At 68.7% G+C, this 14,286-nt stretch carries 8 protein-coding genes and 1 pseudogene; 2 read left to right on the top strand and 7 right to left on the bottom strand.

Annotated features, from left to right (window positions below; all coding sequences use genetic code 11):
* Positions 1–6,794: pseudogene (gene pvdL, locus HMPREF2581_RS29795) on the bottom strand (pyoverdine non-ribosomal peptide synthetase/polyketide synthase PvdL); the annotation flags it as partial.
* Positions 6,795–6,867: 73 nt separating this feature from the next.
* A complete protein-coding gene (pvdG, locus tag HMPREF2581_RS29790; protein ID WP_003139216.1) occupies positions 6,868–7,632 on the bottom strand; it encodes a pyoverdine biosynthesis thioesterase PvdG in 765 nt (254 codons plus the stop codon).
* A 643-nt stretch (positions 7,633–8,275) separates the two neighbouring features.
* Between pvdG and pvdS the strand changes: the two genes are divergently transcribed.
* Positions 8,276–8,839, top strand: a complete 564-nt coding sequence (gene pvdS, locus HMPREF2581_RS29785) for a pyoverdine signaling pathway sigma factor PvdS (protein ID WP_003113068.1) — start codon at positions 8,276–8,278, stop codon at positions 8,837–8,839.
* Between the two features lie 16 nt (positions 8,840–8,855).
* Here pvdS and HMPREF2581_RS29780 read toward each other — a convergent pair whose 3' ends face one another.
* Positions 8,856–9,323, bottom strand: coding sequence for a hypothetical protein (locus tag HMPREF2581_RS29780; protein WP_003139215.1), 468 nt, complete (start codon positions 9,321–9,323; stop codon positions 8,856–8,858).
* Between the two features lie 86 nt (positions 9,324–9,409).
* The gene (ppk2, locus tag HMPREF2581_RS29775) at positions 9,410–10,324 is read right to left on the bottom strand and encodes a polyphosphate kinase 2 (RefSeq protein ID WP_003089666.1); all 915 of its coding nucleotides are present in this window, start codon (positions 10,322–10,324) and stop codon (positions 9,410–9,412) included.
* Between the two features lie 261 nt (positions 10,325–10,585).
* Here ppk2 and HMPREF2581_RS29770 point away from each other — a divergent pair, with 261 nt between their 5' ends.
* On the top strand, positions 10,586–10,831 hold the full coding sequence (locus tag HMPREF2581_RS29770; protein ID WP_003089668.1) for a hypothetical protein: 246 nt from the start codon (positions 10,586–10,588) through the stop codon (positions 10,829–10,831).
* A 36-nt stretch (positions 10,832–10,867) separates the two neighbouring features.
* On the opposite strand, the gene HMPREF2581_RS29765 is transcribed toward HMPREF2581_RS29770, so the two are convergent.
* From HMPREF2581_RS29765 to HMPREF2581_RS29755, 3 genes are read right to left on the bottom strand one after another with little or no spacing between them, the layout of a single operon-like run.
* On the bottom strand, positions 10,868–11,872 hold the full coding sequence (locus HMPREF2581_RS29765) for an HlyD family secretion protein (RefSeq protein ID WP_003102974.1): 1,005 nt from the start codon (positions 11,870–11,872) through the stop codon (positions 10,868–10,870).
* Positions 11,869–12,078 (bottom strand): DUF1656 domain-containing protein, encoded by a 210-nt coding sequence (locus tag HMPREF2581_RS29760; RefSeq protein WP_003102972.1) that lies wholly within the window; start codon positions 12,076–12,078, stop codon positions 11,869–11,871. The genes HMPREF2581_RS29765 and HMPREF2581_RS29760 overlap by 4 nt, the downstream gene beginning before the upstream one ends.
* Entirely contained in the window at positions 12,068–14,242 is a 2,175-nt protein-coding gene (locus tag HMPREF2581_RS29755) for an FUSC family protein (RefSeq protein ID WP_003139214.1), read from the bottom strand. Before HMPREF2581_RS29755 ends, HMPREF2581_RS29760 begins: the two co-directional genes overlap by 11 nt.
* Positions 14,243–14,286 lie beyond the last annotated feature (44 nt).

Genomic DNA, 14,286 nt, shown 5'->3' with positions numbered 1-14,286 from the left:
GGCACGTAGGCGCCGCCGGCCTTGAGGATCGCCAGCAGGCCGACGACCATCTCCAGCGAACGCTCCAGGGCCAGGCCGACCCGCACTTCCGGGCCGACGCCATGACCGCGCAGGACGCGCGCCAGGCGGTTGGAGCGGGCGTCGAGTTCGGCATAGCTCAGGGTCTGTCCGGCGAAGGTCAGCGCCGGGGCCTGGGGGCTGGCCGCCACACGGGCGGCGAACAGGCCATGGAGGGTGTCCTGGAGCCCTGCCTCGCCAGCCGTGCCGGCGAGCAGCAGTTGCTTCCGCTCCTCGGCGGCGAACAGCGGCAATTCGGCAATGCGCCGCTGCGGGTCGCCCAGCAGCGCCTCCAGCAGGTTCTGCCAGTGTCCGGCCATCCGCGCGATGCGCGGTTCGTCGAACAGGTCGCGGCTGTAGGTCAGGCAGCAGCCGAGGCGCTGGTCGAGGTCGGTGACCTCCAGGTTGAGGTCGAACTTGGTCGCTCGCGCATCGTTGGCGATGTACTCGACGGTCATCCCGGCCAGTTGCCGGGTCTGCTGGAACTCCCAGCGCTGGACGTTGCACATCACCTGGAACAACGGGTTGTAGGCGGCGCTGCGCGGCGGTTGCAGGGCTTCCACCAGGTGGTCGAACGGCAGGTCCTGGTGCGACTGGCCATCGATCACGGTCTGCCGCACCTGCTCCAGCAGCTCACCGACGCTCATCTGTCCGTCGAGCCGGCAGCGCAGCACCTGGGTATTGAGGAAGGCGCCGATCAGCCCTTCGCTCTCCGGGCGGATGCGGTTCGCCACCGGCGCGCCGATGCGCAGGTCCTGCTGGCCGCTGTAGCGGTAGAGCAAGGCCGCAAGGGTGGCGGTCATGGTCATGAACATGGTCAGTCCGCGGGCGGCGTTGAAGCGGCGCACGCGCTCGGCCAGCTCGGGGCTCAGGTCGAAGCGGTAGAGGTCGCCCTGGTGGCTCTGCACCGGCGGGCGTGGCCGGTCGCCCGGCAGTTCGAGCAGCGGATGCTCGTTGCCCAGCTGGGCCTTCCAGTAGTCGAGCTGGCGCTGGCGCTCGCCGCTCTCCAGCCACTCGCGCTGCCACACGCTGTAGTCCAGGTACTGGACCGGCAACGGCTCCAGCGGCGATTCGCGGTCGTCGAGGAAGGCCTCGTAGAGCGCGCCCAGTTCGCGGGCGAAGATGTCCATCGCCCAGCCTTCGGTGACGATGTGGTGCAGGGTCACCACCAGGTAGTGCTCGCGCTCGGCCATCTTCACCATGCAGACCCGCAGCAACGGCCCGCTCTCAAGGTCGAAGGGACGGTGCGCCTCGCTGTCGGCGAGGGTCTGCAGGTGCTGCTGGCGACTGTCGCGGTCGAGCGCGGAGAAGTCCTGCCAGTCCATGTGCAGGCCGCCATCGCTATGTACGCGCTGTACCGGCACGCCGCCGACGCTGGGGAACGTGGTGCGCAGGGTCTCGTGGCGCTGCACCAGGGCCTGTAGCGCGGCCTCGAAGCGCGCCACGTCCAGCGGCCCGCTCAGGCGCGCCAGGCCGCCGACGTTATAGGCCGGGCTGTCCGGCTCCAGTTGCCAGAGGAACCACATGCGCTGCTGCGAGTAGGACAGCGGCACCGGCTGCTCGCGGTCGATGCGGCGGATCGTGCCGTGGCTGTCGGTACGCCCGGCGGCCTGGGCTGCGCGGACCTGTTCGCAGAAGGCCTCCAGTTCGCTGGCCTCGAACAGCGCGCGCAACGGCAGTTCGACGTCGCAGGCCTGGCGGGTGCGCGAGACGATGCGGGTGGCCAGCAGGGAATGCCCGCCGAGTTCGAAGAAATCGTCGCGCAGGCCGACCCGCGGCAGGCCGAGCACTTCGCTCCAGATCGCGGCGATGCGCCGTTGCAGCTCGGTCCGCGGCTCGACGTGCTCGCGCTGCTGCCAGACCGGCTCCGGCAGCGCCCGCGTATCCAGCTTGCCGCTCGGGCCGAGGGGCATCTGCGCCAGGCGCATCAACTGCGCCGGAACCATGTATTCCGGCAGTTCGGCCTGTAGCGCGGCGCGCAGACGCTGGTTCTGCTCGGCTTCCGCCTCGGCGCCGGCAGCGCCGGTGTAGTAGCCGACCAACTGGCTGCCGGCCACGCCTTCGCGGATCACCACCACCGCCTGGGCCACCCCCGGCTGCGCCAGCAGGCGTGCCTGGATCTCCTCCGGCTCGATGCGGAAGCCACGCAGCTTGACCTGCTGGTCGAGGCGGCCGAGGTATTCCAGCACGCCGTCGGCGTTCCAGCGCGCGCGGTCGCCGGTGCGGTACAGGCGCTCGCCGTCGGTCGAGAACGGATCGGCGACGAAGCGCTCGGCGCTCAGCGCCGGGCGCCCCAGGTAGCCACGGGCCAGGCCCAGGCCGCCGATGCACAGCTCGCCGGCGACGCCGGCCGGCAGCAGGTTGAACTCGGCGTCCAGCACGCGGCAGACCACGTTGCCCAGCGGCCGGCCGATCGGCGAACGCTCGCCGTCTTCCGCGCGGCATTGCCAGTGGGTGACGTTGATGGCGGTCTCGGTCGGCCCGTAGCGGTTATGCAGGGCCACCGCCGGCAGGCGTTGCAACACGCGGTTGCGCAGCTCCGCCGGAAGCGCCTCGCCGCCGGAGAACAGGCGGCGCAGGCTGCCGCAGGCGGCGACGCCGGGTTCGTCGATGAACAGTTGCAGCAGCGGCGGCACGAAGTGCAGCGTGGTCACCCCGAACTGCCGCACCAGTTCCACCAGGCGCGCCGGATCGCGGTGCTCGCCGGGGGCGGCGAGGACCAGCCGGCAACCAGTGACCAGCGGCCAGAAGCACTCCCACACCGACACGTCGAAGCTCACCGGCGCCTTCTGCATCAGCACGTCGTCGCCGTCGAGGGCGTAGGTGGCCTGCATCCATTGCAGGCGCTCGGCCAGCGCCGCGTGGGTATTGCCCACGCCCTTCGGCTGGCCGGTGGAACCGGAGGTGTAGATGACGTAGGCGAGATTGTCGCCGTGCAGGTGCAGGCCCGGTGCCTGGCTCGGCCAGTTGTCGAGCTTGAGGCTGTCCAGGCAGATCGGCGTGACGCCCTCCGCGCCAGGCAGGCGCTCGAACAGATGGGCCTGGGTCAGCAGCAGCTCGACGCCGCTGTCGGCGAGCATGTAGGCCAGGCGTTCGCTGGGGTAGTCCGGGTCCAGCGGCACGTAGGCGCCGCCCGCCTTGACGATCGCCAGCAGACCGACCAGCAGTTGCGGCGAACGCTCGGCGCAGATCGCTACCCGCACGTCCGGGCCGACGCCCTTGTCGCGCAGGTAGTGGGCCAGGCGGTTGGCCCGGGCGTGCAGTTCGGCGTAGCCGAGGCTGCCGCCGTCCCACTCCAGGGCGACGCGTTCGGCGGACTGCGCCAGTTGCCGCTCCAGCAGCTCCGGCAGCCAGGCGCGCGCCGGCTCGCAGGGCGCGCTGCCCCATTCGGCGAGGCGCGCCGCCTGCTCGGCGTCGACCAGGGCGATATCGCCGAGGCAGCGCTGCGGGTCTTCCGCGACCTGGCGCAGCAGCTCCAGGTATTGCGCGGCGAAACGCCGGATACTGGCCTCCTCGAAGAGGTCCGCGGCGTAGTCGAAGTTCAGGGTCAGGCGACCGCGAGCGTCCTCCTCGCTCTGCAGTTGCAGGTCGAACTTGGCTTCGCGGCTGTGCCAGGGCAGCTCGTCGGCGAGCAGGCCAGGCAGCCGGCGCAACGCCGACAGGTCGCGCTGCTGGTGGTTGAACAACACCTGGAACAACTGGCCGCCCTGGCCGCAGGCTGCGAGCACCTGGTCGAACGGCAGGTCCTGGTTGGCCTGGGCGCCGAGGGTCGCCTCGCGAGCCTCGCCGAGCAACGCGGCGAACGGCTGGCGCGCCCGGGGCGTGCCGCGCAGGACCAGGGTGTTGATGAAGAAGCCGACCAGCCCCTGGGTCTCCAGGCGCTGGCGGTTGGCGCTGGGCACGCCGATGCGGATCTCGCCCTGCCCGCTGTGGCGATGCAGCAGCGCCTGGAACGCCGCCAGCAGCCACATGAAGACACTCGCCTCATGGTCCAGCGCGGCCTCGCGGATGGCCCGCGCCAGGGCTTCGTCGACCCGCAGGCTGTAGCGCGCGGCCGGCGACGCCTGGCGCGCCGTGCGCGGATGGTCGGTGGCCAGTTCCAGCACCGGCGCCGCGTCGCCCAGGCGTTCCCGCCAGTAGGCCAGTTGGCGGGCGCCCTCGCCCGCGTCCAGCCACTGCCGTTGCCAGGCGGCGAATTCGGCGTAGTGCAGTTCCAGCGGCGCCAGGTCGGCCGGCTGGCCACCGCAGGCTTCGGCGTAGAGCCGCGAGAATTCGTCGAGCAGCAGGTTCAGCGACCAACCATCGGCGACGATGTGATGCAGGGTGACCCAGAGCTGGTGCTCCTGTTCGTCCAGGCGCACCAGGCTGACCCGCAGCAGCGGCCCCTTTTCCAGGTCGAACGGCTGCTGCGCCTCGGCTTCGCGGCGCTGCGCGGCAGCCGCGTCACGTTCGTGCTCGGCCAGCGCGGCGAGGTCGACGAACTGCCAGGCGAACTCGCCCTGCTCGTCGATACGCTGCAAGGCTGCGCCGTCGCGCTCGAGGAAACGCGTGCGCAGCGCTTCGTGGCGTTCGACCAGGCGCTGGAAGCTGGCGCGCAGCGCCGCCTCGTCCAGCTCGCCGCGCAGGCGCAGGCCGCCGGGGATGTTGTAGGCGGCGCTCTGCGGGTCGATCTGCCAGGTCAGCCAGAGACGCTGCTGCGCCGCCGACTGCGGCAGGTCGACACCGCGCGGCAGGTGCGCCATCGGTGCCTCGGCCGGCAGGCCGGCGGCCAGTTGGCGGGCCACCGTGGCGCTGAAGGCCTGCAGGGTCGGCGCCTCGAACAGTTGGCGCAGGTCGAGGGCGACGCCGAGACTGTCGCGCACCTGGGCGACCACCTGGGCGGCGCCGATGGAGTTGCCACCGAGCAGGAAGAAGTGATCGCGCGGCGCTACCTGCGCCACGCCCAGCCGGGCCCTCCAGATCTCGCCGATGCGTGCCAGCAGTTCGTCGTCGCCTGCCGGCGGCTGCGCTTCCTGCACGGCCTGGAGGCCGGGAAACAGCGCATAGCTGTCCAGGCTGCCGTCTTCCAGGCGCAGGCGGCAGGCGGAACGTTGCAGCTTGCCGCTGGATGTCTTCGGCAAGGCGCCGGGATTGAGCAGCGCCACCACCTTCGGCGCTTCCTGGTAGGCCTCGGCCACCGCCTGGCGGATCGAGTCGATCAGCTCCTGGGCCGGCACCGATTTCTGGACGCCGCGTCCGATCTCGGCGGCAATGCCGATGCCTTCCTCGCCATCGACCGTGACCGCGAAGGCCGCGACCCTGCCCTTGCGCGCCGACGGCACCTCGCTCTCGACGGTGCGTTCGATGTCCTGCGGATAGAGGTTGTGGCCGCGGACGATGAGCATGTCCTTCAGGCGCCCGGTGACGAACAGTTCGCCGTCGCGGAGGAAACCGAGGTCGCCGGTGCGCAGCCAGGTACGCCCGTCACGCTCGACGAAGGTCTTCGCCGAGGCTTCCGGGTTGCGCCAGTAGCCGTGGGCGATGCTCGGCCCGGCGGCCCAGATCTCGCCGACGTTGTCGTCGCCGAGGACCTCGCCGCTCGCCGCGTCGACGATCAGCACGGCGTGTTCCGGCTGGCTGCGGCCGCAGCACATCAGCACGCTGCCTGCGCCTTCGGCGATGCGGTTGCGCGCCAGCGCCTCGCCATCCACCGCCAGGGCGGGAATGCCCTGGCCGCGCTGGCCGCCGGTGACGAACAGGGTCGCCTCGGCGAGGCCGTAGCAGGCGAAGAAACTGGACGCCTCGAAGCGGCTGGCGGCGAATTTCTCGGCGAAGCGTTCCAGGCTGTCCTGGCGGATCGGCTCGGAACCGGAGAAGGCTACCCGCCAGCCGCTCAGGTCGAGACGCTCCAGGGCCGACTCGGCGACCCGCTCGCTGCACAGCCGGTAGGCGAAATCGGGACCGCCGCTGACGGTGCCGCCGTACTGGCTGATGGCTTCCAGCCAGCGCACCGGACGTTCGAGGAAGTAGCGCGGCGACATCAGCACGCAGGGTACGCCGCTGAAGATCGGTTGCAGCAGGCCGCCGATCAGGCCCATGTCGTGGTACAGCGGCAGCCAGCTGACGATCACGTCGTCGGCACCGATGCCGAAGCCTCGGCGGATCAACACCTCGTTGGCGACCAGGTTGCCATGGCTGACCTGCACGCCCTTGGGCAGTGCGGTTGAACCGGAGGTGTACTGGAGGAAGGCGATGTGCTCGGGACGCACTTGCGGCTCGTCCCAGGCCTCGGCAACGGCCGGGTCCAACTGGTCGACGCAGAGCAGTTGCGGGGCGTTGGCGGCGGACAGTTGCGCGTTCATCTGCAGCAATGGCTCGCGCAGGTCAGCGGTGGTCAGGACCAGGCGCGGCTCGGCGTCGGCGATGATCGACAACAGGCGTTCCTGGTGATGGCGGCGCGCCGACTCCGGCGGATAGGCCGGCACCGCGATGACCCCGGCATACAGGCAACCGAAGAACGCCGCGACGTAGTCGGGGCCGCTGGGAAACAGCAGCACCGCGCGATCGCCCAGCTGCGCATGGGCCTGCAGGGCCGCGGCGATGCTCCGCGCGCGCAGGTCGAGATCGCGATAGCTGAGGACCACGCCTTCGCCATCGTCCTCGGCGAGGAAGCGCAGCGCCAGGCGCTCGGGCTCCTGGACGGCGCGGCGACGCAGGGCCTGGACCAGGGTGGTGGGAAGTTCGAAGGCGTCCATCATGTGTTTTCCTGCCTGAATTCGGCTTGCAATCGAGTTCTAGTGAGTCTCCGGAAACAGTCGTCGCGGCCGCCCCTCAACTGGCGGCGCGCATGCTTCCCCGGACCTTGTCCTTGTGCCAGCGCAGCAGATGCTGGCCGGCGTAGCGACGCAGCAGGCGCAGCAACTGCCCCTGCTGTTCGCGGATGAAAAAGTGCTGCCCGTCGAGCAGGTCGAGGGTGAAGTCGCCCCCGGCCTCATGCAGCCAGCCGAGCAACTCGGCGCTGCGCAGGCTGTCCTCGCGTCCACCGAACAGGTGCAGCGCCGCGTCCAGCGGCCCATGCGCCTGGTAGCGGTAGCTGCCGGTGACGAGAAAGTCCGCTCGCACCACTGGCAACAGCATCTGCATCAGCGACGGATCGTTGAGGACGGCCTCCGGAGTACCCCGGTAGTCGCGCAACGCGGCAACCAGTTCGGCGTCGGCCTTGGCGCGCCGGTAGCCGCTGACATCGTTTTCGGCGGGCGGGGATACACCGGAGAGGAATAGCGCCAGCGGCCCTTCGAGGCCGCGCCGACGCATGGCATGGGCCAGTTCGAAGGCCAGCAGCCCGCCCAGGCTGTGGCCGAAGAAGGCGTAGGGAGAAGCGCTGTCGAGGGTGCCTTGCAGCTCGCTGGCCAATTGCGCGACCAGGCTGGCGGCATCGGTATGCAGGGCCTCGCCGAAGCGGAGGCCGCGCCCCGGCAATTCCAGGGGCAACAAGCGGATCCAGCCCGGCAGGCTGGGCTGCCAGCGGCGGAACAGCGTGGCGCTGGCCCCCGAATAAGGCAGGCAGAACAATTGCAGGGAAACGGCCGGGCTCACCTGCCGACCTCCTTGCGCCGCTGTCGTGGCCCTCGTCCGGGGCAGAGCGCTTTCCCATGATCGATCGGCATTTCCGTCTCCTGCTGCGCACGCCGGGGCGCCGGGCACCTGCCCGCGCTGTCACAGAGGGGAACGGATAACAACGGCAAATAATTAGCGCATGTAACCGCAATCTCCGGGCAACCGCGGAGCATTGCGCGAAAGGACGCCAACCCCTATCCATTCTGATGGGTTGTGCCCGGCGCTATCGCCGCATCGGCGATAGCGATGTACGCCATGGAGCAGCCGGGGACGGTTGTCGCAGCGCCTTCGCGCAGTTCTTGCGCGGAACGCCGGCAGGAGCGGCGAGGCGGTCAATACCGATTTCTAACTAGCTGATTCCTAAAGATTATTAAAAAAATTTCGTCTGCGACGCATGACTGCAACATTGGCGCGGCCATCCTTCTGAAACGCCGAAGAATTTCTCCCCTCCATCATTCGCAGCGGCTATTTGCCAGCATGCGGACCATTCACGAATAAAGGTGAGATTGGTTATTTCTTCGTAATTGACAATCATTATCATTCAACATAATTTGTTGCGCCATGTGTGGGTCTTACCCCACCGCCAGTGCTCTGCAGCCCCCTCCGCAGCAAGGTGATTTCCATGTCGGAACAACTGTCTACCCGCAGATGCGATACCCCGCTCCTCCAGGCATTCGTCGATAACCGTACGATCCTGGTGAAGATCGCCGCCCGCATTACCGGTTGCCGCTCGCGAGCCGAAGATGTGGTCCAGGATGCGTTCTTCAGGCTCCAGTCGGCGCCGCAGATCACTTCGTCGTTCAAGGCACAGCTCAGCTACCTGTTCCAGATCGTCCGCAACCTGGCCATCGATCACTACCGCAAGCAGGCGCTCGAACAGAAATACTCGGGGCCGGAGGAAGAAGGCCTGAACGTGGTGATCCAGGGCGCCTCGCCGGAAACCTCGCACATCAACTACGCGACCCTCGAACACATCGCGGATGCCCTCACCGAGCTGCCCAAGCGCACCCGCTACGCCTTCGAGATGTACCGCCTGCACGGCGTGCCGCAGAAGGACATCGCCAAGGAACTGGGCGTCTCGCCGACCCTGGTCAACTTCATGATCCGCGACGCCCTGGTGCACTGCCGCAAGGTCACCGCCGAGCGCCAGGGCGACAACGTCACCCATCTCAGCGCCCGTCGCTGACGGCGGCGAGCATTCCTCAGCGCCGGTAGCGGCGCACCGACGCCGCCTGCGCCTCGGCCCTGGCGGCGAAATGGGTTCCCAGCAGCAACAGCGCCGCGCGCTTGTGGCGAAAATCGAAGGGTTGGCCGCAGCAGCGGCAAAGGCCCGGCGCGGTTTCGCAGCGCTCCTTTCCCAGCGTTGTCCTCGGCGGCTCAACGGGACCGTCCAGGTAGAAATGGTGGACCAGCGCCGCCAACCACTCCGCCACCCGCTCCGGCTCTCCCCGCTCCCGCGGCCCAAGGGCGTAAAGCAAGCCCGTGGGATCGCCACACCGGCGCTCCTCCTCGATGAATGCGCAGGTTGCGACAGGTTCAGGACGCTCCTGCGCCGGTTCGTGCGACTCGTTGCACGCAGGCCGCTGCCTGTCGCAGCGGGCATATGGATCGGCCTCGCGGCGCTCGAGGGGCGACGGAAACGACAGGCTGGAGGCTGGGGACGGAAGCATGGCCGGCTACTCGTGGGGCTTGCCTGAGTAACGTCGCATCCCGCCGCGAATTTACCCGTCCAGCCCGGCGTCCGGCCGAACGGCCATCAATAGACTTCCGGCACGATGATCTCACCGGGCGTCGGATGCCTGACGTAATCGGCGTGGCGCAGGCGCTCCGGCAGGTGTACCGGCGGCTGCGGAACTTCCCGGTAGGGCATCTGCTGCAACAGGTGGTGGATGCAATTCAGCCGCGCGCGCTTCTTGTCGTCGGCCTGTACCACCCACCAGGGCGCCTCGGGGATGTGGGTGCGTTCGAGCATGGTTTCCTTGGCCTTGGTGTAGGCCTCCCAGCGCCGCCGCGACTCCAGGTCCATCGGACTGAGCTTCCACTGCTTGAGCGGATCGTGGATACGGCTGAGGAAGCGCAGGTGCTGCTCGGCGTCGGAGATGGAGAACCAGTACTTGAGCAACTGGATGCCCGAGCGCGCCAGCATCTTTTCGAACTCCGGCACGCTGCGGAAGAATTCCTCGTATTGTTCGTCGTTGCAGAAACCCATGACCCGCTCGACCCCGGCGCGGTTGTACCAGCTGCGGTCGAACAGGACGATCTCGCCGCCGGCCGGCAGGTGCGAGACGTAGCGCTGGAAATACCACTGGGTCTGCTCGCGGTCGTTCGGCGCGGGCAGCGCGGCGACCCGGCAGACCCGCGGGTTGAGGCGCTGGGTGATGCGCTTGATCACGCCGCCCTTGCCCGCCGCGTCGCGTCCCTCGAAGAGAATCACCACCTTGTGCCCGGTGTGCACCACCCAGTTCTGCAGTTTCACCAGTTCCCGTTGCAGGCGGAACAGTTCGCGGAAATAGCGGCGCCGACTCAACTCGCCGGGCGCATCCTCCTGCTCGGGACCGAACAGCTCGTCCAGGTTCAGCTCGTCGTCGAGCAGTTCCTGCTCCAGCTCTTCGTCGTGTCGATCGAGCCAGTCGCGACCGATGCGGCCCGAGGTATCGCCATAGGAGTCCATGCGCTGCTCTCCACGTCATGCCGAAATACCGCGAATGCTAGGCGTGTCTTCATGACGGTTTGGTGACGGTTCGATGAAAACGTAGCGATCGCCCGCCGTCGAAAACAGTCGAAAGGTCACTGAAAGTCAGAAAATTCCCTAATCATTTGAATGACTTGGCCTAAGCTGGCCAGCCTCTCCGCACTTTCCACATGCTCCGCGCACCCCGGCGACCGCCGGGGCGAACCGCGCCCTTGCGGCGCCATTGATCGGAGATCGACCATGCAAGCGTTTTCCAAACAGCAACTCATCGATGCGCTGAATGCCCAGAGCAGCGACCTGGCCACCCTGCAGAGCCTGGTCATGGGCCTCTACCTGTGGATTCGCGACAGCCATGGCCAGGCCAGCGTCGATGCGGCCTTCCAGCGCGCCCGCGAGGAGGCCAGGCAATTCCGCCAGCAGAGCGGCAACCAGGCTGACGAGCGATTGATCCTGCAACTGGCGGAAATCGTCCGCGAACAACCCTGAGCCATGACCGGCACAGACTGACCGGTTCGGCCTGACTCAAGGCCGCACGGCAGTCCCGGGCGCCGCGGAATCGACTTTCGCGGTGTCCTCCGCGGGCAGCACCCGGATGGTCGCGGTCACGCCGGCGCGCAAGGTGTTGCGCTGGCGATAGGCGGGATCGATGGCGATGCGCACCGGAATTCGCTGGGCCAGCTTGACCCAGGTATAGCTCGGGTTGATGTTCGCCAGCAGGCGCGAGCCCTCGGCATTCTCCCGGTCGGTGATGGCATGGGCGATGCTCTGCACGCGCCCGTCGAAGCGCTCGCCGCTCATCAGTTCCACCCGCGCCCGGCTGCCGACGCGGATGCCCGGCAACTTGGTCTCCTCGAAGTATCCGCTGACATAGAACGAATCGCGGTCCACCAGCGCCAGCAATGGCACCCCGGCGTGGGCGTAGTCGCCTTCGCGGGTCTGCAGATTGGTCACGTAGCCGCTGACCGGGGCGCGTACCTGGGTACGTTCGAGGTCGAGACGGGCCTGCTGCAAGGCGGCTTCGGCAAGCTCCACGTTGGCCTGGGCCAGGCCGAGGCTGGCCTGGTTCCTCAGCAACTCGGCCTGGGCCAGGCTGACGTCGGTCTGGGCCTTTTCGTTCTCTTCCACCGATAGCATCGAGCGCTTCTGCAATGCCGAGCGCCGCTGCGCCTCGCTGCGGCGCTGGCGCAACTGGGCCTGGCTGGCCTCGATCGCCGCGCGCGACTCGCCCAGCGCCGCCCGCGCCACGTTCACCGCGCGCTCGGCGCGCAGCACCGCCAGTTCATAGCGCGCCGGGTCGATGCTGAGCAGCAGCGCGCCCTTCTCCACGGGCTGGTTGTCGCTCAGCGGCAACCGGGTGATCAGCCCGGAAACGTCCGCCGACAGCGTCACCACATCGGCGCGGACCCGCGCGTCACGGGTCCACGGCGTGCGGGTGTAGCGTTCCCAGGCGAGGAACACCAGTGCCGCCGCCACCAGCACCGCCAGCAGGGTGGCCAGGCGCGGCCATTTGCCTTGCAACAGGTTCATCGGGACATCTCCCCCATCCACAGGATCAGACCGGCGCAGATCGCGCAGTACAACGCGCCCTGGAACAGCGCTTCGTGCCAGACCCGCTGCAACACGCCGAAGCGCCGCAACAGCGGGTTGAGCAGCAGCAGGATCAGCCAGGCCAGCAGCAGCGCCTGGGCGATCGGCGGCAGGTAGGCGCCCCCGATCTCGACATCAGCGGGCATGTCCGCCCTCCTCTTCTGGTTCTTCGACGACCGCCGGTGCGCCGCGGTCCTCCTCCAGCAACGTCCGATAGCGTTGCAGCGACTGCTGCAGGATCAGTACCGCGACATTCATGATGAAGCGCTGCCGCGTCGCCCCGAGGTCCTTCGACGGCTGCGCCAGCAAGGCCTCCAGGCCCCGGCCGAAACGCTGCAGGGCGGCCAGGGCGAGGTCCTGCCGCGGGGCGTCCGCGCCGCCGGCTATGTAGGCGGCGACCTCGCGCAGCGCCTCGCCCAGCAGCGGCTGCAACTCCAGCGGCACCACCCCGGCGTCATGCAGCGGCTCGCGCAGGCGGTTCAACGCCACGCCCATCACCACGCAGCCCAGGGCGCACTGGAAACGTTCCGCCGCAGCCGACTCCTGGCTCGCCGGCAGCAGGCCGACCATCACCGCCAGGCGATCGATCATCCGCGTCTCGAAGGCGAAGCGCTGCGCCTCGCTGGCCTCGCAGCGCGACATTTCCGCGACGTCCTGGCGCGACAGGTAGAGCAGCCGGCGCAGGCGCGGGTCGGCGCGGAACGGATAGACCAGGGCGAACACCAGCACGGCGAGGACCGCCGCGGCGAGGAAGCCGCCGACGAACTCGAACCACTGCGAAGCGTTGCTGTAGTAGACCGCGATATTCTGCGGCGCCACCATCAGCAGGGTCTCCAGGCCGATGCCCATGGCGATCCCGGCGCTCAGCGGGCTGCTCAGGCCGACCGCGACCACGTACAGCAGCAACGCCATCCACAGCGCCAGCCACTCGAAGTCGGCGGATGCCGGCAACAGCACGAACAGCAGCGCCGCCGAGATCAGGATCGCCAGCAGCAGCCCGCGCAGGAAGTTCTGCGCCGCCAGCAGCGGACGCGGGAAGGTCGCCATCAGCGAGCACATCACGCCGACCAGCAGCAGGCTGCTGAGGGCGCCGTTCCAGGCGCTGGTGATCCACAGCCAGGCGGCGCAGGACAAGGCGACGAAAGCGCGCACGGCATTCATCGAGGCCAGCGCCCAGTCCAGGTGCAGCGCCTGCGCCTGGCCACGGCGGTAGAAACTGCTGGCCTGGCGGCCGGACTGGATCGCATCGTTGAGTTCGAGCACTTCGCCCAGGCGCTGGAACAGCCGCGCGTATTCCCAGCGCAGGATCGCCACCTGCGGGCGCAGCGCCGGGCTCAGCGCCTCGTCGTAGGACTCCGCGCGCGTCGCCGCGGCATCGAAGGCCTGGCGCACCGCCTGGAACTCCTCCAGCACCTCGGAGGGTACCGCCCGCCCCTGCTCGGCCAGCGCGTCCAGCACCCGCAGCGCACGATCCAGGAGCGCCTGGATATCCGCCGGCAACGGCCCGACCCAGTGCGCCCGCACCAGCAGGCGATGCTGGCGCAGCAGCAACAGCCGCGAGGCCATCAGCACCAGCAGGTTGCCCAGCAACTGCACCAGGCCATCGGCGCGGCGCAGGTTCGGCGCGTCGAAATAGAGGTGCCGGCGCAGGCCGTCCAGCGCGGTGATGCTGGCGACCAGTTGCATCTGCCGCTGGTTGAACGACTCGTCGCCCTCGTCGCCGCGGATCACCGCCGCGGCGTGCCGCGCGGTACTGCGGATCAGGCCGTCGACCTGGGCGAAGTAGCCCTTCGCCACCGCCTGCGGACGCGCGCTGAGCAGGCTGACCAGGGCCACGCAGGCGACGCCCAGCAGGGTCTCGGTGACCCGCACCACGGCGAGCATGAAGGTGTTTTCCGGATCGGGAATCGACAGCACGGCGACGATCACCGCGGTGAAGCCGCTGAGCACGAAGGCGTGCGAATCGGTGTAGCGCAGCAAGGTGCCGCCGGCGGTGCAGAGCGCCAGCCAGAGTCCCAGGGCGACGAAGAACGGCAACGGTTGCTGGGCGAACAGCGCCATGATCAGCACCGCCACCACGGCGCCGGCGAAGGTACCGACGACCTGGGCGAAGCTGCGCTTGAGAGCCATCCCGGCCAGCGGCTGGCTGACGATGACCACGGTCATCAGCGCCCACTTCGGCTGCTCCAGGTCGAAGAGGAAGGCCAGGTAGAGGGTCAGCAGCCCGGCGGCGACGGTGCGCAGGGCGAACAGCAGGGTTTCCCGCGGCTGCCGCCAGAGCAAGCGGGCGTAGAGTTTCAGCCCTTCCATGCCCGGCCCCGCACCTCCAGGCAACGGTTGGCCGCGGACCAGGC

Origin of the sequence: Pseudomonas sp. HMSC057H01 (assembly GCF_001836405.1) — a bacterium.
In the GTDB taxonomy this organism is placed as follows: Bacteria; Pseudomonadota; Gammaproteobacteria; order Pseudomonadales; family Pseudomonadaceae; genus Pseudomonas; species Pseudomonas aeruginosa.
This window is presented reverse-complemented; position numbering and strand designations above follow the sequence as displayed.

Coding starts and splice junctions, on each gene's coding strand:
- ppk2 (WP_003089666.1), bottom strand. CDS start 10,324: ATGGACTCCTATGGCGATACCTCGGGCCGCATCGGTCGCGACTGGCTC.
- HMPREF2581_RS29760 (WP_003102972.1), bottom strand. CDS start 12,078: ATGCCCGCTGATGTCGAGATCGGGGGCGCCTACCTGCCGCCGATCGCC.
- HMPREF2581_RS29780 (WP_003139215.1), bottom strand. CDS start 9,323: ATGCTTCCGTCCCCAGCCTCCAGCCTGTCGTTTCCGTCGCCCCTCGAG.
- HMPREF2581_RS29765 (WP_003102974.1), bottom strand. CDS start 11,872: ATGAACCTGTTGCAAGGCAAATGGCCGCGCCTGGCCACCCTGCTGGCG.
- HMPREF2581_RS29755 (WP_003139214.1), bottom strand. CDS start 14,242: ATGGAAGGGCTGAAACTCTACGCCCGCTTGCTCTGGCGGCAGCCGCGG.
- pvdS (WP_003113068.1), top strand. CDS start 8,276: ATGTCGGAACAACTGTCTACCCGCAGATGCGATACCCCGCTCCTCCAG.
- HMPREF2581_RS29770 (WP_003089668.1), top strand. CDS start 10,586: ATGCAAGCGTTTTCCAAACAGCAACTCATCGATGCGCTGAATGCCCAG.